Genomic DNA, 20,230 nt, shown 5'->3' on the forward strand with positions numbered 1-20,230 from the left:
TGCCGATGAAGCGCTCCTTCCCACGCCACGACAGACACCGGAAAGCCGCGATCCTGCTTGCGACCGCTTTTCTCGCGGCTCTGCCCTTTGCCGGCGGCACCGCGCGCGGCGAGGAGACGGTCCGCCAGGTCCTGCCGGGAGCACAGGTGGCGGCGGCGCCGCAGCAACTGACACGGGAAAAGGCGCCGGACCAAAGCGAGATCGAGCGCTTCTGCTCAAACATCGCCGACGCCGCCCGCGACCGCCGCTATGTCCTGCAGGCGCAGGAACTGAAGCAGCTCCAGGCTGGCATTGACGAGCGCATGAAAGCTCTTGATGCAAAGAAAGCTGAATACGAGACCTGGCTGAAGCGGCGCGAGGTTTTCCTGGCCCGGGCCGAGGACGGCGTCGTCCAGATCTACGCCGGTATGAAACCCGACGCCGCCGCCGAGCGGCTGGCCATCGTCAACGCCGACCTGGCTGCGGCTATATTGATGAAGCTCGATTCACGCAAGGCGAGCGTCATCCTCAACGAAATGGACCAGAAGGCGGCGGCAACGCTCACCGGCATTATGGCCAGCGCAGCCCGAAGGGTAGATCCGTCATGATCCGGAAGATGCTTGTCCTGTGCGCGGTTGCCATGCTGTCCGGTTGCGGAACCAACCTCAAGGAGGTCGGCAGAGAGCCGGCCCTGTCCCCGGTCGGCTCCGGCATCGATGGCGGCAGCACCGGCTCGCTCTATCGATATCCGCAAACGCCGCCAGTGCCGGTCAAGAAATTCTCGTTGTGGGACGACCGCCAGAGCCGGCTGTTCACCGACCCGCGGGCGCTGTCCCAGGGCGACATCCTGACGGTCAAGATCAAGATCAACGATCGCGCCAACTTCAAGAACCAGAACGACAGGAGCCGCACCGCCAATCGCAAGCTCGGTTATGACCTCAGCGCGCAGTGGGACAAGTGGAGCACCGCCGGCAAGGGCGCCGGGGCTCTCAGCTCCACCACCGACACGACGGCTGACGGCGAGATCAAGCGCTCGGAAACGCTTGAACTCAATGTCGCGGCGATCGTCACCGATGTGCTGCCCAACGGCAATCTGATGATCACCGGATCGCAGGAAGTGCGCGTCAATGCCGAGCTCAGGGTGCTGACGCTCGCCGGCATCGTGCGGCCGGCCGATATCGGCGCCGAAAACACCATCCCCTACGAACGCATCGCCGAGGCCCGCATCTCCTACGGCGGACGCGGTCGCATCACCGAGGTCCAGCAACCTGCCTACGGCCAGCAGATCCTCGACCAGGTTCTTCCGTTCTAGGATCGGGGCAGGGCGCCGTGGCAAATATTGAACAGGTTCAGCCGCGCAAGGGTCCCTCCCCTGTCATTCAGGCCGGCATGCTGCTGCTTGTGACGGCGGCCGCCATTGGCGTGGGTTGGATGTCCGGCGGTTATCTCAAGGGCGTCGGCGCACCGGCGTCGGTACCGGTCGCGCCTGAGAACGAAGGTAAGATCATGCAGCCCGCCGCAGCCGAGCAATCAGGCCTGGGCCCGATGCTTGTCGTGCTGGCGCCGATCACCACCAACATCGCCTCGCCTGCCGGCACCTGGATCAGGATGGAGGTGTCCGTCGTCTATGACGCGCCGCAGCCACAGGCAATGTCGGATGACATCCACCAAGATCTCCTGGCCCTGGTGCGCACCTTGAAGATGCATCAGATCGAGGGAGCCAGCGGCTACCAGCACCTGAAGGCCGACCTCGAAGAACGCGCCGCGATCCGCAGCCAGGGTCACGCCAAACAGGTACTCATCAGGACATTGCTGCTCGAATGAGAAAGTTCCTTCTCGCCACCGCCATGATCGCCGCCGCCACCTCCATCGCGGCGGCTCAGCAGCTCGATCTCGGCGGCATCGGCAAGGCTGACGGCACCACCGTCGGCTACATCATCCAGATGTTCGGCCTGCTGACTGTTCTGTCGGTCGCGCCGGGCCTGCTGATCATGGTGACCAGCTTCACCCGCTTCGTCATCGCCTTCTCGATCCTGCGCGCCGGCATCGGCCTGCAGTCGACACCGGCAAACCTCATCCTGATTTCGCTGTCGCTGTTCATGACCTTCTATGTCATGGCGCCGACCTTCGATCAGGCCTGGAACACCGGCGTCAAGCCGCTGATGGACAACCAGATCACCCAGACCGAAGCCTTCGACAAGATTTCCGATCCGTTCCGCACCTTCATGCTGCACAATGTGCGTGACAAGGATTTCGACCTCTTCGCCGATCTCGCCCGCGAGCGCGGCCAGACCGTTTCGCGCGACACCGTCGACCTGCGCATCCTGGTGCCCGCCTTCATGATCTCGGAGATCCGGCGCGGCTTCGAAATCGGCTTCCTGATCGTGCTGCCATTCCTGGTCATCGACCTGATCGTCGCCACCATCACGATGGCGATGGGCATGATGATGCTGCCGCCCACTGTGGTGTCGCTGCCGTTCAAGATCCTGTTCTTCGTCCTGATCGACGGCTGGAACCTGCTTGTCGGCAGCCTGGTGCGCTCCTTCAACTGACTCTGCCGCGCCGGCTCGAAATTCCAGCAATATATTTTCGATTAACCGTCCGGTTTAGCCCTTTGGTAGGGACTTGCCCGCATATTCGCTCGCAGATGGCGGGTGATCAATTTCAGAGATCATTGGCATGATGCCGCACCGTCATACCGGGAGGCCCGGTATGTCAAAAAAACACCTGTAAAAACCAAGGTACGAGTACCATGTCCAGCATCATGACGAACTCCGCCGCGTTGACGGCTCTGCAGAGCCTTAACGCCACCAGCAAATCCCTCCAGGACACCCAGGCCCGCATCTCGACCGGTTATCGCGTCTCGCAGGCCTCGGACAACGCCGCTTACTGGTCGATCGCCACCACGATGCGCTCCGACAACCAGGCAATGTCCACCGTTTCGGACGCTCTCGGCCTCGGCGCCTCGAAGGTCGACACCGCCTATACCGGCATGAACAGCGCGATCTCCACCATCAACCAGATCAAGGCAAAGCTGCTGGCTTCCTACGGCCAGACGGACGCCTCGAAGGAAAAGACCCAGACCGAAATCACCGCTCTTCAGGCGCAGATGAAGTCCTACGCCGACGGCGCCACCTTCTCCGGCACCAACATGCTGTCCGTAGACAGCGGCTCAACAGCCACGACGGCTGCCGATGTGAAGATCCTTTCGGCCTTCAACCGTGACGCGGCCGGCGCATCTTCGATCTCGACCATCGACGTCAAGGTGGAAAGCATCAAGCTCTATGAAGCTGGTACCACCTCGGGCCTCGCGAAGGGCATCCTTGACACGTACCGCCTCGGCAGCGACGGCAGTGTGGCCGCAGCGGTCTCCGGCACGCAGACAGCTCTAGGGGCGGCTGCACTGGCCACCGACACCTATTCGGCCGCCTCGCTTTCCATCTTCTCGGGTGGCACGGCTGCCAGCGATTCGCAGATCAAGCAGATGCTGACCGTCATCGACTCCGCGCTCGCCGATATGACCAACTCGGCCACCACGCTCGGCGCCGCCAAGAGCAGTATCGACCTGCAGAAGACCTTCACCTCGGACCTGATGGACTCCATCGACCGCGGCGTCGGCCAGCTCGTCGATGCCGACATGAACAAGGAATCGACCCGTCTGCAGGCCCTGCAGGTCCAGCAGCAGCTCGGCGTGCAGGCGCTGTCGATCGCCAACGGTTCCTCGCAGTCGATCCTGTCGCTCTTCCGCGGCTGATCGCCTCCGCTCAACCACGGTTCGCACTAGAAATTCGGGCCGCGCCAAAAGCGCGGCCCTATTTGCGTTTGCTCCAGCCCCGCACAATCCTCGATCCTTAACTCTCAAAAGCCAGCTTTTAACAGGCTGTTAACCATGCCGCGCTAGTTATGGTTAACCAATAGCTTACGACAGTTGGCGAATCGGTCCGACCGGCACGATGCCAATCGTTGAACAGGCCCATCCGGCATGTCTGAGCATGTCGGCTTTTGAGAAGGAGCGACTTTCTTGGCGAGCATCATGACCAACGCCTCGGCGTTAACCGCACTTCAAAGCCTCAGCGCCACCAACAAGTCGCTCGAACAGACACAGGCCCGCATATCGACCGGCTATCGGGTCTCGCAGGCTTCGGACAACGCCGCCTATTGGTCGATCGCCACCACCATGCGCTCGGACAATTCGGCCCTGTCGACGGTGCAGGATGCACTCGGCCTCGGCGCCTCGAAAGTCGATGCCGCTTACACCGGCATCACCAACGTGCTGACGACGATCGGCCAGATCAAGACCAAGGTGTTGTCCATGGTCGGCCAGACGGATGCCGCCAAGGCGAAGACCCAGACCGAGATCAAGGCGCTTCAAACGCAGATGAAGTCCTTTGCCGATGCGGCCACCTTCTCCGGCTCGAATTTCCTCGCGGTGACCTCCAAGCAGGTCACGTCCGCCAATGATGGCGTCCAGCCCGACTCGCAGATCGTGTCCTCATTCAATCGCTCTTCATCCGGCGCTGTCTCGATCGGAACGATCAACATCAATGTCGAGGGCACCAAGCTTTTCGACTACGGCCTTGCCGCCGAGGTCAAGAACCAGGGCGTCCTCGATCGCCAGACCTCCATCTATTCCACGGGCGCCGCCCAGACCCTGTATGACAACGCCTATGCTGGCGTGATCGCGGGCGGAGGAACGGATATCGCCGCGAACACTGCCGGCCAGACGGCGGCGGGAGCGGTCACCAAGGTCAACAATATTTCCGCCTACAACCTCGACATCACGGCCCCAGGGGTGACCGACGGCATCATCACCCAGATGGTCACCATGATGGACAAGGTCATGGCCCAGTTGACTGATTCCGCCACCATCATCGGTTCGGCCAAGAGCTCGATCGACCTGCAGAAGACCTTCACCCAGAGCCTGATGGACTCCATCGACCGCGGCGTCGGCCAGCTCGTCGACGCCGACATGAACAAGGAATCGACCCGCCTCCAGGCCCTGCAGGTGCAGCAGCAGCTCGGCATCCAGGCACTGTCGATCGCCAACAGCTCCTCGCAGTCGATCCTGTCGCTGTTCAAGAACTAATCGCGGGCGCCACCGGCGCCCTCCTTTTCGCACTCCGATTGACGGGCCGCGCCGCAAGCGCGGCCCGATTTCATTTTCGCACAAGCTTCGAAGACTAGAGTTCCGGCGGACAATCATGCTGGGAGTCGTCGAACCGTGCCGGAACAGATCCAGAGCATCATCTCGAATCTCCGCGGGTTTGGCGTGAAGCGCCTCGCCATGCTGGCGGGCATCGCCGTTCTGGTGATGGGCGTCATCGGCATCGCCTCGGTCTATCTCAACCGCCCCGCCTACGACACGCTCTATGTCGGGCTCGACCGCGCCGACGTGAACCAGATCGGCCTGGTGCTCGGCGAAGCCGGTATCGGCTTCGATGTCGGCGCCGACGGAACCTCGGTTCTGGTGCCGGCCGGCACCACCGCCCAGGCGCGCATGCTGCTCGCCGAAAAGGGCCTGCCGACCAGCGCCAATGCCGGCTACGAACTGTTCGACAATGTCGGCTCGCTCGGCCTCACCTCGTTCATGCAGCAGATCACCCGCGTGCGCGCGCTTGAAGGTGAGATCGCCCGCACCATCCAGTCGATATCGGGCATCAAGGCGGCGCGGGTCCACATCGTCATGTCCGAACGCGCCAATTTCCGCCGTGACGAGCAGCAGCCTTCCGCCTCCGTGGTCATCCGCTACGCCGGCATCGACGCCGAAAAGAGCGCCATGTCGATCCGCCATCTCGTCGCCGCCGCCGTCCCCGGCCTGTCGGCCGACAAGGTGACGGTGCTCGATTCCAGCGGCAATCTGCTGGCTGCGGGCGACGACCCTTCCAACACCAGCGCCGCCCGCACGCTCGGCGTCGAGCAGACCGTCGAGGCGCAGATCGGAGACAACATCCGCCGTGCGCTGACGGCCTATCTCGGCCCCGACAATTTCCGCGCCAGCGTCAAGGCCGAGGTCAACACCGACACCCGCCAGACGGAAGAGACCATCTTCGATCCGAATTCCCGCGTCGAGCGCTCGGTGCAGTCGGTGCGCGCCAACGAGAACAACAACCAGAAGCAGGCTTCCACTCCGGCCAGCGTCGAGCAGAACCTGCCTGAGACCCAGGCAACCGCCACCGATGGCCCGCAATCCTCCTCGCAGAACGACCGCAGGGAAGAGATCACCAACTACGAGATCAATTCCAAGAAGATCGCCACCGTCTCCAACGGCTACACCGTCACCAAGATGTCGATTGCCGTGGTCGTCAACCAGCAGCGGCTGACGACCATCCTCGGCAAGGACGCCACACCGGAGCAGATCGCCAAGCGCGTCGCCGAGATCCAGAAGATGGTCACATCCGCCACCGGCCTGGATGAAAAGCGCGGCGACATCATCGACGTCTCGGCGGTCGAGTTCATCGATGGCCTGGATGGCGAGGCGATCCCGCAGGCGGGAATGCTCGATTCGATCGGCCAGCATGCCGGCACGATGATCAATGCAGGTGCCTTCATCGTCGTGGTGTTCCTGGTGGCCTTCTTCGGCCTGAGGCCGATGGCCGCGGCGCTGACGGCAAAGGCTGCTCCAGCCCTGGCAGGTCCCAGCTTCGACGACGTCCAGCGCTCGCTGCCGACGCCGGAGGCAATGGCGGCCACCGACAATGCCGCGGTTGGCGCCTTGCCAGGCACACGCCCAGGCCCCACTCCGCTCGACGATCTTCGCCAGAAGATCCGGCCGGCGCCGCAGGACCGGCTTGCCAGGATGGTCGACCTCAACGAGGAGCGCACCGCGCAGATCCTGCGCAAATGGGCTTCCCAGGAAGTGGCGGTGTAAACCATGCCTTCCGTAGCCCTCTTCGACCTTCTGCCTGATTTCGGCACGCGCGCGCAGCGTGCCGGCCAGCCCCGGGCAGCAGTCGATCCCGAACACAAGCCCGAGACGCCGGCGCCGCAAGCCGATATCGGCACGCTGATCGCCGAGGCGGTTGCCCAGGCGGAGGTAGCGCTTGAGGGCCGCCTGGCGGCTGCGCATGACGTCGCGCTCGAAGCCGAACGCCAGGCCAGTGCTGAGGAAGCAAGGATATTTCTCGAAAGCCTTGGCGACGATGTCGGCAAGGCGGTCTCGTTGCACATTGATGCGATGGAGGCGCGCGTGACCGGACTTGTCGCCGGCACGGTCGCCCGCATCATCGGCGGCATCGTCAGCGACGATCTGCAGAAACGTTCGATCGATGCGTTGGCAGACGCCGTCCGCGAAGCGGTTGGCGACGCCGAGGCTGTGCGCATCGTCGTGCGCGGCCCGCTCTCGATGTTCGAAACACTGAAGGCATCGCTCGGACCCCGCGCCGCCAATCTCGATTTTGTCGAGGCCCCAGGCTTCGACCTGACCGTGGCTATCGACGAGGCGGTGTTCGAAACGCGCATGGCCGAATGGTCGACGACCCTCTCGGAGGTCCTGGCATGAGCGTCGCCAACGCCGATCAGGGCCGCCACGAGATCATCATCGTGCGGCGCAGTCATGACGATCATGACGAGGCCCACCATGGCGGCGTCTGGAAGATCGCCTTCGCCGACTTCATGACGGCCATGATGTGCTTCTTCCTGGTCATGTGGCTGATCAACGCCGCCAACGAGCAGACCAAGGCAGCCGTGGCCAGCTACTTCAACCCGGTCAAGCTGGTCGACCGCAATTCGAGCCGCAAGGGCCTGGAGGATCTCGGCGACGGCCCGCGCGCCATGGGACTGACGGCCGACGATCCGCAAGAGGCGACCAGCAAAGCCGGACAGAACGGCAATGCCGGCGCGGGCGCGTCGGAGCGCAAGCAGGACAAGCAGGAGCCACAGCAGGCGGAACACTCCGACGACCATCTCTTCGCCGACCCCTACGCGGTGCTTTCGGAAATCGCCACAGATACCGGCGTCATGCAGAATGTCAGCCAGAAAGGCGATGGCGGCGTGCAGGCTGCCGGCCCGGCTACCGGCGCCTCCGGTGGCGCCTCCTACCGCGATCCTTTCGAGCCGGATTTCTGGTCGCAGCAGGTCGCGGCGCCCGGCGCCGAGGCCAGCGCCCAGCGCACCAAGATCGAGGGCGATCCGGCCAAGCCCGGCGACAAGACCGCCGAAACGCAGGTGCTCAAAGTCAAAGCCGTGCCGCCTGTCGCGGCACCGCTCGAGCCACTGGCAAAGGACGCGACCAGTAAACAGGCCGCGAACCCTGCCACGGCATTGGCCGGCGAGACCAAACCGGACGGCACCAAGGCCGCGGTAGCGAAGGCTAAGCCTGAGGCGCAAAAGGCCGTCCAGCCCGACATCGGGGAGAAGGCGCCAACCGCTGCTGCCGTGAAGGCAGCGGCCGACGTCAAGCGGCAGTTGGCCGATGCTTTCAAGCCTGGCGACAAGCTGCACGACGGCGTCTCGGTCGAAGCCACCGACAAGGGCGTCGTCATCTCGATCACCGATCAGCTCGACTTCGGCATGTTCGAGGTCGGCTCGGCGTTGCCGAGACGCGAACTGGTGCTGGCAATGGAGAAGATCGGCCGCATCGTCAACAGCCAGAAGGGCACCATCAGCATCAACGGCCACACCGATGCCCGGCCGTTCCGCAGCGACAGCTACGACAATTGGCGGCTGTCGACGGCGCGCGCGCATTCCGCGTACTACATGCTCGTGCGCGGCGGCGTCGACGAACGCCGCATCACCGAGGTCGCCGGTTTCGCGGACCGCCAGCCGAAGGTAGCAGCCGATCCATTGGCGGCCGCGAACCGCCGCATCGAGATCCTGATGGCGACCGGCGGATGAAGCGAGCGGCCGTCACCCGCCGGTTGATTGGCCTGTTGCTGCTGGCCGGCGGACACCCGTCCACTGGTTTCGCCCAGGAGGCCCTGCAGCCGTATCAGCTGGTGCGCTCGCTGCAGCTCATCCAGGACCGCATAGCCGCCGGCGATCATGCCGCCCTGCCGATGCAGGCCAAGCTGCTCGAGATGACGGATGCGCGCCTGCGCGCGGCGAATGCCGAGGACTACAAGGATCCCAAGAATTTTCGGGCCCTGCTTGTCTACGGCATGAGCGGCGGCAACCCGGTGACCGTCGAAGCGGCCACGTCGCGCGCTACGGCGGACCCGCAAAGCCTTGCCATCGCCAAAGGCGTGATTGAGTACCTCAACGGCCGGCCCGGCAAGGCTATCGAAGCCTTGAGGCCGATCGATCCCATGGCGCTGCCTCCGGATCTCGGCGCCTTCCTCGCTTTGGTCAAAGGCTCGCTGCTTGCCGGCGATCAACCGGCGACCGCACTCGGTCTGCTCGACGAGGCAAGATTGCTCAGCCCCGGCACGCTGGTCGAGGAGGCGGCACTTCGCCGTTCGGTCGGCCTTGCAGTCGCGCAAGGCGACGCGGCACGTTTCGCCCTTGCTTCCACCCAGTATGTCGAGCGCTACCTCTATTCGCCCTATGCCAGCCAGTTCGCGGACTCCTTTGTCTCCGGCGTCATCGCGCTGCACATGTCGATCAGCCAGGACAAGCTGGGCGACATTACCTCGATGATGGATCCCGAGCGCGAGAAGGTGATCTATCTGCGCATCGCCCGCCGTGCCGCGATAGACGGCCTGAACGACCTTTCGGCCTTCGCTTCGGCGCGGGCCGAGCAGGGCCGCGACGGCAACACCAATCAGGACGATCCACGCGCCCTGCTCTATGCCAGCCTTTCCACCGTCACCTCGGGCACAATCGAGGACATTCGTGCCAAGCTCGGCAAGATCGATCGCAGCCGGCTGTCGGAGGGCGACCGCGCCTTGCTCGACGCCGCTCAGGCCATTGCCGGCGAGGTCGTCGCGCCGCCCACCGCCCTTCCGGCGGAAAAGCCTGCCCCTGTCGCGGCCGAGCAACCTCCGGCTCCCGAGATCGCCACGCCGCAAAACGCCGATGACAGTGGCTTGCCACCGGTCGAAGGCGCCATCTCGGAGCAACCCGCCGCCACCGCGGCCTCAGGCGGATCGGCCGCCAATGCGCCGGACACGGCGGCAGTTGCAGCCACATCCGCCGAGCCTGCGACCGTCGTGCCGGCGTCGGCACCTTCGCCCGCCGCAGGTCCAGAGCCCGCCGATCCGACCGACGCCGCCATGACCAGAACACGTCGACAGCTCGACCTGATCGACCAGATGCTTGGAGCCGCCCCCAAATGACCACCAGCCTCGGCTCGGCCTTGCCAGGATTTGCCTCCACGCGCGCGACGTCGGAGCAGCCGGCCGCGAACGGCAGGAACGATGACGCCGGCTTCGGCAAAATGTTGCGCGACGACGCCCGCCCGGAACGGCAGGCGTCGACAGAGGCGGGATCGCGCGACCGGCGCTGGAGCAAGCTCGCTGCCGGCCTCGCCGGGCATGGCGCCAAGGCCGAACCGGCATCGGCCGAGCCCGGAAGGACCACCTCGGCCAAAGGCGCAAGCGTGAAAACCGGCAAGGACGAATTGGAAGCAAAGGCGCACAAGGCCGACGCCGAACAGACGGCGTCGGATACCGCGCCGCTTCAGGACGACCTGCCGCTGCTGATCGCGTTTCATGACCTGCGGCATTTCTCGACAGCGGCCAAGGCAGCGGGGGGCAATGCGGCCACCGGCGAGAATCCCTCGGACCCGATGCTCGGCGGACAGGCTGCACTGCCAAAGACTTACCGCTCAAAATCGTCGGGCGGACGCGAAGCACTCGAAACCATGTCGAAGCCGGAGCAGGCGTCGATCGTCGACGGACCTTTGACGGCGCTTGACGGTCAGTCGCCGAGCGCTGCCTCCAGCGCACCAAAACGCGACGTCACAGCGGCGGCCCAGAAGCTGTCGGACGCGCCGGCTGCCGATGTGCCCGGCGTGCCGTCGAAGCCCACCACGAATGCGATGAGGAGCATCGAGGATGTGCGGTCCTCGATGCGTCCCGAAGCCGGAAAACAGTCCCTGTCCGCCGCGCGCATCGACGTGGTGTCGGAACGGAGCTTCCCCGCGCCGCCGCAGGGTCCCATCAGCCAGGCGGCCCTCAATGTGATCAACGCCATAGCCGCCGACGCCGGGCCGCAAAAGGCGCTTTCAGCCTCACCCACGACCACCCATCTGGCCAGCTCTGTTGCCGTTCCGACACATGTGTTGAAGATCGAACTTCACCCTGCCGAACTCGGCATGGTGACGGCCAATCTTCGCCTCTCCGGGGAACAACTTTCGATTGAGCTGAAGCCTGAAACACACGATGCCTATCGTCGGCTGTCGGCCGACAGCGAGGCCATCGTCAAGTCGCTGCGAGGGCTCGGCTTCGAGGTTGACAAGGTCACGATAATGCAACCTTCGGTAGCAGTTCCCGCTACAACCCGGACGGATGCAACCGCTCCCTTGGCGGCCGCAACAGGCCGCGATCCAGCATCCTTTCAACCGGGGAATTCGGGCGGCGGCAATGGTGGAGCCGGCGGCCAGCAACCGGGTCAGCAATCCTCAGGGAACCGCAACGATGACGCGCAGGACTACGGCCGCGGCACTTCGCCTTCTCGCGAGCGCGCTGGCGGCGATATCTTTATCTAGCGCGGTAACAGCTGCCGCAGCCGCGACCAACCCTTGCGAGCCGGAAATCCTGCGCGCCGCCGACCGCTATGGCGTTCCCGCCGGCATCCTTTATGCCGTTGGCCTGACGGAGACCGGCAACAAGGGCAGCCTTCAACCCAACGCTTTGAATATAGAGGGAAAAGCAGTCTTTCCCAGAAGCCGGACCGAGGCCCTTGCCGCCTTCGCCAATGCCCGGCGCGAGGGCAAGACCCTGATCGATCTCGGCTGCATGCAGATCAACCACCACTACCACGCATCGCATTTTCGCAGCGTCGAGGACATGCTCGACCCACGTCAGAACGTCGACTATGCGGCGCGCTTCCTGGCCAGTCTTCATGCCCGTCACGAGACCTGGTCGATGGCCGTGGCCCGCTATCATGCCGGCCCCGACAATGACCCGGCGCAGAAGATCTATGTCTGCCGCGTCATTGCCAACATGGTCGCCACCGGCTTTGGAAAATGGACCGCGAACGCCCGCGGATTCTGCAACCCATAAGCGCATTTTCCATTACTAATAGACCTAACACACAACCCCGAATTGTTGTTCTGGCCTGGCCAAAACTTGGCGCCGAATGCGTATCTGGCTGCACGCTAATGCAACCGATACGATTCCAGACTCCCAAGAAACTAGCTACAAGAAATGACGGTTGTTCAGGATTCTCGCCAGCGGATAGGCCTCTCTTCACGGGGCAAATGATTTGATTCGGAAGGCGGGGCCGATGATTGTGATCGTTGACGAGCGCGAGCTCGTAACAGAGGGATACAATTCACTTTTCGATCGTGAGGGCATCGCCTGTGCAGGCTTTGCATCCGGCGAATTCGGTGAGTGGGTGAATTCGGCCGCCGACACCGATCTGCGCTCGGTCAGGGCCTTCCTCATCGGCGATTGCCGCGAAGGTTCCATCTCTCCGCGCCAGATCCGCGACCGCACCGGCGCCCCGGTGATTGCGCTGAGCGAACAGCATTCGCTGGAGAACACGCTGCGGTTGTTCGAGAGCGGCGTCGATGACGTCATTCGCAAGCCCGTCCATATCCGTGAGATCCTGGCCCGCATCACCGCGATCCGCCGCCGCGCCCAGGAAGACGTCGCCTACACCGAGATCGGCGCCATGCGCATCTTCATGGACGGCCGCGACCCCGAGATCGACGGTCAGCCCCTTCCCCTGCCGCGCCGCGAGCGCCGCATCCTCGAATATCTGGCGAGCAATCGCGGGCGCCGGGTCACCAAGACCCAGGTCTTCAACGCCATCTACGGCATCTTCGACGAAGAGGTCGAGGAGAACGTGGTGGAGAGCCACATCAGCAAACTGCGCAAGAAGCTGCGCGAGAAGCTGGGCACCGACCCGATCGATTCCAAGCGTTTCCTCGGCTACCGGCTCGTCTTCTGATGCAGCGCCGCGCCAGCCTCGCGCAAGAAAACATGCGTAGCCTCGCAGCCAGCAGCATGGACACAGCGGAGACGTTTCGATGAGCCTCTATGGAATGATGCGGACCGGCGTTTCCGGCATGAACGCGCAGGCAAATCGCCTGTCGACGGTCGCCGACAACATCGCCAATTCAGATACCACGGGTTACAAGCGGTCCTCCGCCGAATTTTCGACGCTGGTCATGCCGTCGACCGGCGGCGCCTACAATTCCGGCGGCGTCACCACGACGATCCGTCAGGCGGTCAGCGATCCGGGCGTGCTTCAGTACACGACCTCGGTTTCCGACCTTGCCGTCAGCGGCGATGGCTTCTTTGTCGTTCAGGATCCGAGCGGTACCCCCTATCTGACCCGAGCCGGCGCTTTCGTTCCCGACGGTCAGGGCAGGCTTGTCAACTCGGCCGGCTTCCAACTGATGGCCTACAGTTACGAGAACGGCGTACCGGCAGCGACGGTCAACGGCTTCGAGGGATTGGTCCCGGTTGTCATCTCCGACCAGGGCATGACCGCAACGCCGAGCACCGAGGGCAGCTTTGCCGGCAACCTGCCGGCGGGTGCGACCCCGGTCGCGACCGCCAATCTGCCCGCCGCCAACGCTGCGACCGCGCAATACACGTCGAAATCCTCCATGGTCGCCTACGACAATCTCGGCAACAAGAAGCTGCTCGACGTCTATTTCACCAACACCGGCGCCGGCACCTGGCAGGTGGCGGTCTTCGATCAGTCGAAGGCCACCGCTGGAACATCGTTCCCCTACACCGCCGGCGGCTTGCTGGGCTCGGCCAACCTGACCTTCGACACCACCACCGGCAAGCTCACCGGCACGCCCACCAACGTTTCATTTACTGTGCCGAACGGCGCCACCCTCAATCTCGATCTGTCGGCGCTGACCCAGCTTGGCACCGGCTTCACGGTTTCCGACGCCCAGGTCAACGGCAACGCACCGAGCACCATCGACAAGGTCCAGATCAGCAAGGACGGCACCATCTACGCCCAGTACAAGGACGGCTCGACCAAGCCGCTCTACAAGATCCCGCTGGCCGACGTACAGAGCCCGGACCAGCTCAAGGCGCTGCCTGGCAACGTCTATTCGCAGGGCACCGAGTCCGGCGCGGTTCGTGTCGGCTTTGCCAATGAAGGCAAGCTCGGCTCCATCATCTCCGGCGCGCTCGAGAATTCCAACGTCGATATCGCCGAAGAACTGACCAACATGATCGCGGCACAGCGCAGCTACACCGCCAATTCGAAAGTCTTCCAGACCGGTTCCGATCTGATGGACGTCCTTGTCAACCTGAAGAGATAAGACGGGCGTCGCCCGCGAAAGACCCGCATGTCACTGTCTACCGCATTGAGTATCGCCCAGTCGGCGCTTATGAACACCGCGCGACAGACCAGCGTTGTCTCGCGCAATGTCGCCGACGCCTCCAACCCGGACTATTCGCGGCGCCAGGCCGTCGTCACCAGCACGGCGCCGGGTGCGCGCTCGGTCGATATCCAGCGCGCAGCCAACGAGCTTCTGTTTCGCCAGAATCTCGCCGCGCTGTCGGCCTGGAGCGGCCAGAACGCTCTCTACAACGGCATGGATCAGTTGGGTGTTGCGGTCAATGGCGTCGACAATGCGTCCTCGCCCTCGACTGCGATCGCCAACCTGCAGCAGGCACTGCAGCTCTACGCCACCTCGCCGTCGAATCAGAACCTCGGCGCCTCCGTCATCGACGCCGCCAAACAGGTCGTGCGCTCGCTCAATGAGGGCTCCAAGGCAGTCCAGGATTTCCGCACCCAGACCGACGGTCAGATTGCCACCGCCGTCGACGACCTGAACTCGCTGCTCGGCCAATTCCAGGATGCCAACACGGCCGTCATGTCCGGAACCCGTTCCGGCACCGACGTTTCCGATGCGCTCGACCAGCGCGATGCGCTTTTGAAGAAGATTTCGAACTATGTCCCGGTGTCGACCTTCACGCGAGGCGACAATGACATGGTCATCACCACCGGCGACGGCACGACCTTGTTCGAGACGATACCGCGCACGGTCACCTTCGCGGCGTCGGCAGGCTATACCGCGGGTGCCGCCGGCAATGCCGTCTACATCGACAATGTGCCGATCTCGGCGGGAGCCGGTGGCAACACCAGCGCCAGCGGCACGCTTGCCGGCCTGCTGCAATTGCGCGACGGCGTCGCCTCGACCATGCAGAGCCAGCTCGACGAGACCGCGCGTGGCCTGATCACAGCCTTTGCCGAGACCGCACCCTCGATGGCCAACGCCGCCGGCCTGTTCACCTGGTCTGGTGCGCCGGCCGTGCCGGCCGCCGGCACGCTGGTCAACGGCCTTGCCGCGTCCATCAGCGTCAATGCAGCGATGGACCCGGGCACCGGCGGCAACCCGATGCTGCTGCGCGACGGCGGTGCCAACGGTGCGGCCTACGTCGCCAACACGGGCGGTGGCGCGTCCTATTCCACCCTTCTGGTTGCCTATGGCGACCGGCTCGACCAGCCGATGACTTTCGACCCCGCCGCCGGGGTTTCGGCAACGTCCAGCGTGTCCGACTACGCCGCCAGTTCGATCGGCTGGTTCGAGGGCGTGCGCCAGCAGGCTTCGACCGCCTCCGACGCCAAGGAAGCGCTGGCGTCGCGCAGCGCCGAGGCGCTGTCCAACGCGACCGGGGTCAATGTCGACCAGGAAATGTCGCTGCTGCTCGACCTCGAACACACCTACCAGGCGTCGGCCCGGATGATGAAAACCGTCGACGACATGATGACGGCCTTGCTCAACGCGGTGGGATAATTCCATGACTTCAGTCTCCTCGGCCGCAATCTCCAATGCCATGCGCTCCCAGCAGATGCGCATGCAGGCCGAACTCGTCAAAGCCACGAAAGAATCCTCGACGGGCAGGGTCGCCGACGTCGGCCTGGCTCTCGGCGGGCGCACCACCCAGGCCGTCACTTTCCAGCGCGATCTTGACCGGCTCAACGTCATCATCGATTCCAACGGCCTGGTCGGCGCCCGGCTCTCCTCGACGCAGACCTCGCTTGGTCAACTCTCGACCGCCGCTCAGACGTTCCTGTCCGCCCTGACCACCGCCTCCTCAAGTGACTCGTCCAACAGCCTCACCCAATCCTCCGGCAAGGCGACCATCCAGCAGCTGACCTCGATCCTCAACACCAGCGTCAATGGCGAATACCTGTTCGCCGGCACCAACACCGACGTCAAGCCAATCAACGACTTCACAGCTGCCGGCTCCCCCGCCAAGGCGGCATTCGACGCCGCTTTCGTCGCCAATTTCGGCTTCACCCAGGACGATCCGCTCGCGGCCGACATCACGGCTGCCCAGATGGACGATTTCATCACCAATGATGTCGCCCCGCAGTTCACGGGCGCTGGTTGGCAGGGCAACTGGTCGAACGCCACCGACCAGCAGATCGTCAGCCGCATCGCACTCAACGAAACCACACCGACGTCGACCAGCGCCAACAGCGCCGGCATCCAGAAGCTCGCAATGGCGGCAGCCATGGTCAGCAGCCTGATGTCCAGCAACATCAGCCAGGCGGCGAAGAATACGGTTGTCAGCCGCTCCACCACATTGGTTGGCGAAGCGCTGAGCGGCATTGGCCAGCTTCAATCCGAGACCGGCATCGTCCAGAAGCGGGTTTCCGATGCCAACGATCGGATGAAAACGCAGGTCGACCTTTTCGAACGGCACATTCTCGACCTGGAAGCCGTCGATCCGGCCGAAGCCGCGACACGGGTCGCGGATCTGACACAGCACATCGAAACGTCTTTCGCGTTGACCGCACGCCTGCAGCAGCTCAGCCTGTTGAATTACCTGACCTGACAACGCTTAACGGAACGGTAGAGCCCCAACGATGTACCAATTCTCTTACGCCGACATCCAGAGCAACTCCGTTGCCGACGCGAAGGACCGCGAGCGCGAGCTTCTGACCCGCTCGATCGACATGCTGGCGGCGGCAGCAGTGGCCGGCCACGGTTCGATGGAGGCGATAGAGGCGCTTCACTTCACCAACCGCGTCTGGACCGCCTTCGTCGAGGATCTTGGCTCCAGCGACAACGCCCTGCCAAAGGAACTGCGCGCCAACCTCATTTCCATCGGCCTGTGGCTGCTGCGCGAGGCGGAGGACATCCGTCAGGGCCGCACCAACAATTTCGAAGGGCTGATCGAGGTGTCCCAGATCATCAGGGACGGCATTCAATGACCAACACGCTGAAGATATCGCTGAAGCCGAACGAAAAGATCTACATCAATGGCGCCGTCATCCGGGTCGACCGCAAGGTCACCGTCGAATTGATGAACGACGTCCAGTTCCTGCTCGAAAACCACGTGATCCAGGCCGAAGATGCCTCGACACCGCTCAAGCAGCTTTATTTCATCCTGCAGGTCATGCTGATGAACCCGGCCGGCGCCGCCGCCGCACGCGAGATGTTCCGTCGTTCGCTGCCGCTGCTTCTGGCAAGCTTCGAGGACGGCCAGATCTGCAGCGCGCTGAAACAGATCGACCGCATGGTCGGCGAGGACCATATCTACGAAGCGCTGAAGGCGATCCGCGCACTTTATCCGCTCGAACGCCACGCGCTGGGTGGCAATGACGACGTTTCGGGTGCCGAGCGCCCGTTGGCTGTGGGAGCACGATACTGATGAACGTGGACATGACGACGACGATTCCGACCGGCGCCAATCAGGCCACCGCGTCCACCTCGAAGACAGCAGTCGACTACCAGTCCTTCCTGAAGCTTCTGATCGCCGAGATGAAGAACCAGGATCCGACCAAGCCGATGGATTCGACGCAGTATGTCGCCCAGCTCGCCACCTTCTCGCAGGTCGAGCAATCGGTGCAGACCAACACCAAGCTCAATCAGATCATGCAGTCCTCGGCGCTGTCGCAGGCCGACGCACTGATCGGGCGCTCGATAACCTCCGCCGACGGCCTGACGACGGGCACCGTGGCTTCGGTGCGCCTCGCCAGCAACGGTCTCATCGCCGTGCTGCAGAACGGCACCGAAGTCGCGGTCGGTCCGGGAGTTTCGGTCAAGGCGGCAAGCTGACGCTTTCGACAGAGAGCCAGTCCCATGAATGAGGCCGACGCTCTCGACATCGTCCAGTACGCGGTATGGACGGTGCTCGTCGCGTCCGCTCCGGTGGTGCTGGTCGCCATGGTGGTCGGCATCGGCATCGCCCTCATCCAGGCGCTGACCCAGGTGCAGGAAATCACCTTGACCTTCGTGCCGAAGATCGTCGCCATCATGCTGGTGGTGGCGCTGACCGGCCCCTTCATCGGCAGCCAGATATCGGCCTTCACCAACGTCATCTTCGAGCGCATCCAGAACGGGTTCTAACCTGTTTTGGGAAGGTGTGCCGCGGCATGCCGTTCGTGATTGTCCGAAGACAGACGCCGCCGATCCCCGCGGCGCCTCCGCACCCACGGCAGACAAGCCTGGACCGCCTCTATCCCATTGTTGGACCATGAGCTTTTTTGCCCTTTGCGGCGCCATGCCCTACTTTCGGCAAACGGTCTGCGCAAACGGATTGTCTGACGGGCAGGCACGACATGGCAGGAATCCCAAATGATTGACGAAAAGCCGGACAGCGAGAGCGTCTCGGCGCTGGCGCCCTTCCGGCACGGCATTTTCCGCGCCGTGTGGGGCGCAAGTCTCGTCTCGAATTTCGGTGGCCTGATCCAGGGTGTCGGCGCCGCCTGGATGATGACCACGATCGCCACCTCGCCCTATCAGGTGGCCCTTGTCCAGGCTTCGACCACCTTGCCGATCATGCTGTTTGCGTTGGTCGCCGGCGCCATCGCCGACAGTTTCGACCGGCGCAAGGTGATGCTGGTCGCCCAGACCTTCATGCTGGTGGTGTCGGTGCTTCTGACCCTGTTCACCTATTCGGGCCTGATCACGCCATGGACGCTGCTTGCCTTCACCTTCCTGATCGACAGCGGCACCGCGCTCAACAGCCCATCATGGCAAGCCTCCGTCGGCGATATCGTTCCCCGCAACAAGGTGCCGGCGGCCGTCGCCCTCAATTCGATGGGCTTTAACCTGACGCGCAGCGTCGGTCCGGCGATCGGCGGCATCATCGTCGCCGCCGCCGGTGCGGCAGCCGCCTTCGCGGCGAACGCGGTGAGCTATATCGGCCTGATCGTCGTGCTGGCGCGCTGGAAGCCGAACGTGCCGGTATCGACCTTGCCGCGCGAGTCGCTGGGGGCCGCCATGGGCGCCGGCCTGCGCTATGTCGCCATGTCGCCCAACATCGGCAAGGTGCTGGTCAGGGGTGCTGCGTTCGGCTTCAGTGCAGGCGCTGTGCTTGCGTTGCTGCCTCTGGTGGCGCGCGACGTCGTCAAGGGCGATGCGCTTACCTATGGCATCATGCTCGGCGCCTTCGGCATCGGCGCGGTCGGCGGCGCCTTGATCAGCGTCAGGCTGCGGCAGTTGCTCTCCAGCGAGACGATGGTGCGCTGTGCGTTCGCCGGCTTCGCCGTCTGCGCCTTCAATGCCGCCGTCAGCCAGCATGCCTGGCAGACGTCGCTCGGCCTGCTTGTCGGCGGTGCCTGCTGGGTGATCGCGCTTTCGCATTTCAACGTCACGGTGCAGATGGCGACGCCGCGCTGGGTGGTCGGCCGGGTGCTGTCGGTCTACCAGACCGCGACCTTCGGCGGCATCGCGCTCGGCAGCTGGATCTGGGGCGTCGTCGCCGACGCGCATGGCGCCGAAACCGCGCTGATCGCCGCCAGCATCGCCATGCTGGCCGGCGGCGCCATCGGTCTTTTGCTCCCGCTGCCGCAACAGCAGGTGCTCAACCTCGACCCGCTCAATCGCTTCAAGGAACCGCATTTGGCGCTTGACCTGAAGCCGCGCAGTGGTCCCATCGCCATCATGATCGAGTATGTGATCCGCCACGAGGACGAACCGGAGTTCCTCGCCATCATGGCCGAACGCGGCCGCATCCGCCGCCGTGACGGCGCCCGCAACTGGACGCTGGCGCGCGATCTCGAGAATCCCACCGTATGGATCGAGCATTATCACACGCCGACCTGGATCGAATATATCAGGCACAATGGACGCATCACCCATGCCGACGCCGTCATCGGCGAGCGCCTGCGGGCACTGCACAGCGGCAACGAGCCGCCCCGCGTGCGCCGCGTGATCGAGCGCCCGACGACCGCCGGCACGGCCCTCGTGATGGCCAAGGGACCTATTGAGCACTGA

Annotated in this window: 21 protein-coding genes; all 21 read left to right on the forward strand. The window is 63.8% G+C overall.

What is annotated here, in order from left to right; genetic code table 11:
* Positions 1-5: 5 nt before the first annotated feature.
* Positions 6-587 (forward strand): MotE family protein, encoded by a 582-nt coding sequence (locus tag A4R29_RS23685; protein ID WP_027161434.1) that lies wholly within the window; start codon positions 6-8, stop codon positions 585-587.
* Positions 584-1,291, forward strand: coding sequence for a flagellar basal body L-ring protein FlgH (gene flgH, locus A4R29_RS23690; protein WP_027161433.1), 708 nt, complete (start codon positions 584-586; stop codon positions 1,289-1,291). The genes A4R29_RS23685 and flgH overlap by 4 nt, the downstream gene beginning before the upstream one ends.
* A gap of 17 nt (positions 1,292-1,308) precedes the next feature.
* The gene (locus A4R29_RS23695; RefSeq protein WP_063173014.1) at positions 1,309-1,803 is read left to right on the forward strand and encodes a flagellar basal body-associated FliL family protein; all 495 of its coding nucleotides are present in this window, start codon (positions 1,309-1,311) and stop codon (positions 1,801-1,803) included.
* Positions 1,800-2,531: a flagellar type III secretion system pore protein FliP gene (gene fliP / locus A4R29_RS23700; RefSeq protein ID WP_013529789.1), complete on the forward strand. Its 732-nt coding sequence runs from the start codon at positions 1,800-1,802 to the stop codon at positions 2,529-2,531. The genes A4R29_RS23695 and fliP overlap by 4 nt, the downstream gene beginning before the upstream one ends.
* Positions 2,532-2,731: 200 nt before the next feature.
* Positions 2,732-3,733 (forward strand): flagellin N-terminal helical domain-containing protein, encoded by a 1,002-nt coding sequence (locus A4R29_RS23705; RefSeq protein ID WP_013529788.1) that lies wholly within the window; start codon positions 2,732-2,734, stop codon positions 3,731-3,733.
* 267 nt (positions 3,734-4,000) lie between these two features.
* The gene (locus tag A4R29_RS23710; RefSeq protein ID WP_013529787.1) at positions 4,001-5,065 is read left to right on the forward strand and encodes a flagellin N-terminal helical domain-containing protein; all 1,065 of its coding nucleotides are present in this window, start codon (positions 4,001-4,003) and stop codon (positions 5,063-5,065) included.
* 135 nt (positions 5,066-5,200) lie between these two features.
* Complete coding sequence (gene fliF / locus A4R29_RS23715; protein WP_013529786.1) at positions 5,201-6,847, forward strand: flagellar basal-body MS-ring/collar protein FliF; 1,647 nt, start codon at positions 5,201-5,203, stop codon at positions 6,845-6,847.
* A 3-nt stretch (positions 6,848-6,850) separates the two neighbouring features.
* Positions 6,851-7,477, forward strand: coding sequence for a hypothetical protein (locus A4R29_RS23720; protein ID WP_063173015.1), 627 nt, complete (start codon positions 6,851-6,853; stop codon positions 7,475-7,477).
* A complete protein-coding gene (locus A4R29_RS23725; protein ID WP_063173016.1) occupies positions 7,474-8,811 on the forward strand; it encodes a MotB family protein in 1,338 nt (445 codons plus the stop codon). Before A4R29_RS23720 ends, A4R29_RS23725 begins: the two co-directional genes overlap by 4 nt.
* Positions 8,808-10,190 carry a hypothetical protein gene (locus tag A4R29_RS23730; RefSeq protein ID WP_063173017.1) on the forward strand — a complete coding sequence of 461 codons (1,383 nt, stop codon included), beginning with the start codon at positions 8,808-8,810 and terminating at the stop codon, positions 10,188-10,190. The genes A4R29_RS23725 and A4R29_RS23730 overlap by 4 nt, the downstream gene beginning before the upstream one ends.
* Positions 10,187-11,563: a flagellar hook-length control protein FliK gene (fliK, locus tag A4R29_RS23735; RefSeq protein WP_063173018.1), complete on the forward strand. Its 1,377-nt coding sequence runs from the start codon at positions 10,187-10,189 to the stop codon at positions 11,561-11,563. The genes A4R29_RS23730 and fliK overlap by 4 nt, the downstream gene beginning before the upstream one ends.
* On the forward strand, positions 11,493-12,080 hold the full coding sequence (locus tag A4R29_RS23740; protein WP_050596211.1) for a transglycosylase SLT domain-containing protein: 588 nt from the start codon (positions 11,493-11,495) through the stop codon (positions 12,078-12,080). The genes fliK and A4R29_RS23740 overlap by 71 nt, the downstream gene beginning before the upstream one ends.
* Before the next feature lie 223 nt (positions 12,081-12,303).
* Complete coding sequence (locus A4R29_RS23745) at positions 12,304-12,972, forward strand: response regulator transcription factor (RefSeq protein WP_013529780.1); 669 nt, start codon at positions 12,304-12,306, stop codon at positions 12,970-12,972.
* A 79-nt stretch (positions 12,973-13,051) separates the two neighbouring features.
* A complete protein-coding gene (locus A4R29_RS23750) occupies positions 13,052-14,311 on the forward strand; it encodes a flagellar hook protein FlgE (RefSeq protein ID WP_013529779.1) in 1,260 nt (419 codons plus the stop codon).
* A gap of 27 nt (positions 14,312-14,338) precedes the next feature.
* Positions 14,339-15,793: a flagellar hook-associated protein FlgK gene (flgK, locus tag A4R29_RS23755; protein WP_063173019.1), complete on the forward strand. Its 1,455-nt coding sequence runs from the start codon at positions 14,339-14,341 to the stop codon at positions 15,791-15,793.
* 4 nt (positions 15,794-15,797) lie between these two features.
* On the forward strand, positions 15,798-16,841 hold the full coding sequence (locus A4R29_RS23760) for a flagellar hook-associated family protein (RefSeq protein ID WP_013529777.1): 1,044 nt from the start codon (positions 15,798-15,800) through the stop codon (positions 16,839-16,841).
* A 31-nt stretch (positions 16,842-16,872) separates the two neighbouring features.
* Positions 16,873-17,220, forward strand: coding sequence for a flagellar biosynthesis regulator FlaF (gene flaF / locus A4R29_RS23765; RefSeq protein WP_013529776.1), 348 nt, complete (start codon positions 16,873-16,875; stop codon positions 17,218-17,220).
* Positions 17,217-17,660, forward strand: a complete 444-nt coding sequence (flbT, locus tag A4R29_RS23770; RefSeq protein WP_063173020.1) for a flagellar biosynthesis repressor FlbT — start codon at positions 17,217-17,219, stop codon at positions 17,658-17,660. Before flaF ends, flbT begins: the two co-directional genes overlap by 4 nt.
* Positions 17,660-18,067 carry a flagellar hook assembly protein FlgD gene (flgD, locus tag A4R29_RS23775; RefSeq protein WP_013529774.1) on the forward strand — a complete coding sequence of 136 codons (408 nt, stop codon included), beginning with the start codon at positions 17,660-17,662 and terminating at the stop codon, positions 18,065-18,067. The genes flbT and flgD overlap by 1 nt, the downstream gene beginning before the upstream one ends.
* A gap of 24 nt (positions 18,068-18,091) precedes the next feature.
* A complete protein-coding gene (fliQ, locus tag A4R29_RS23780; protein ID WP_013529773.1) occupies positions 18,092-18,358 on the forward strand; it encodes a flagellar biosynthesis protein FliQ in 267 nt (88 codons plus the stop codon).
* A 228-nt stretch (positions 18,359-18,586) separates the two neighbouring features.
* Positions 18,587-20,230 carry an MFS transporter gene (locus tag A4R29_RS23785; RefSeq protein WP_063173021.1) on the forward strand — a complete coding sequence of 548 codons (1,644 nt, stop codon included), beginning with the start codon at positions 18,587-18,589 and terminating at the stop codon, positions 20,228-20,230.

It is taken from the genome of Mesorhizobium ciceri biovar biserrulae, from assembly GCF_001618845.1.
Classification (GTDB): Bacteria; Pseudomonadota; Alphaproteobacteria; order Rhizobiales; family Rhizobiaceae; genus Mesorhizobium; species Mesorhizobium ciceri.

Excerpts from the sequence above, each read along its gene's own strand:
- flgK (WP_063173019.1), top strand. The coding sequence starts at position 14,339 with ATGTCACTGTCTACCGCATTGAGTATCGCCCAGTCGGCGCTTATGAAC.
- A4R29_RS23685 (WP_027161434.1), top strand. The coding sequence starts at position 6 with ATGAAGCGCTCCTTCCCACGCCACGACAGACACCGGAAAGCCGCGATC.
- flgD (WP_013529774.1), top strand. The coding sequence starts at position 17,660 with ATGAACGTGGACATGACGACGACGATTCCGACCGGCGCCAATCAGGCC.
- A4R29_RS23730 (WP_063173017.1), top strand. The coding sequence starts at position 8,808 with ATGAAGCGAGCGGCCGTCACCCGCCGGTTGATTGGCCTGTTGCTGCTG.
- A4R29_RS23705 (WP_013529788.1), top strand. The coding sequence starts at position 2,732 with ATGTCCAGCATCATGACGAACTCCGCCGCGTTGACGGCTCTGCAGAGC.
- fliP (WP_013529789.1), top strand. The coding sequence starts at position 1,800 with ATGAGAAAGTTCCTTCTCGCCACCGCCATGATCGCCGCCGCCACCTCC.
- flaF (WP_013529776.1), top strand. The coding sequence starts at position 16,873 with ATGTACCAATTCTCTTACGCCGACATCCAGAGCAACTCCGTTGCCGAC.
- fliQ (WP_013529773.1), top strand. The coding sequence starts at position 18,092 with ATGAATGAGGCCGACGCTCTCGACATCGTCCAGTACGCGGTATGGACG.
- flgH (WP_027161433.1), top strand. The coding sequence starts at position 584 with ATGATCCGGAAGATGCTTGTCCTGTGCGCGGTTGCCATGCTGTCCGGT.
- A4R29_RS23760 (WP_013529777.1), top strand. The coding sequence starts at position 15,798 with ATGACTTCAGTCTCCTCGGCCGCAATCTCCAATGCCATGCGCTCCCAG.
- A4R29_RS23785 (WP_063173021.1), top strand. The coding sequence starts at position 18,587 with ATGATTGACGAAAAGCCGGACAGCGAGAGCGTCTCGGCGCTGGCGCCC.
- A4R29_RS23750 (WP_013529779.1), top strand. The coding sequence starts at position 13,052 with ATGAGCCTCTATGGAATGATGCGGACCGGCGTTTCCGGCATGAACGCG.
- A4R29_RS23740 (WP_050596211.1), top strand. The coding sequence starts at position 11,493 with ATGACGCGCAGGACTACGGCCGCGGCACTTCGCCTTCTCGCGAGCGCG.
- A4R29_RS23745 (WP_013529780.1), top strand. The coding sequence starts at position 12,304 with ATGATTGTGATCGTTGACGAGCGCGAGCTCGTAACAGAGGGATACAAT.
- fliK (WP_063173018.1), top strand. The coding sequence starts at position 10,187 with ATGACCACCAGCCTCGGCTCGGCCTTGCCAGGATTTGCCTCCACGCGC.
- A4R29_RS23720 (WP_063173015.1), top strand. The coding sequence starts at position 6,851 with ATGCCTTCCGTAGCCCTCTTCGACCTTCTGCCTGATTTCGGCACGCGC.
- A4R29_RS23725 (WP_063173016.1), top strand. The coding sequence starts at position 7,474 with ATGAGCGTCGCCAACGCCGATCAGGGCCGCCACGAGATCATCATCGTG.
- flbT (WP_063173020.1), top strand. The coding sequence starts at position 17,217 with ATGACCAACACGCTGAAGATATCGCTGAAGCCGAACGAAAAGATCTAC.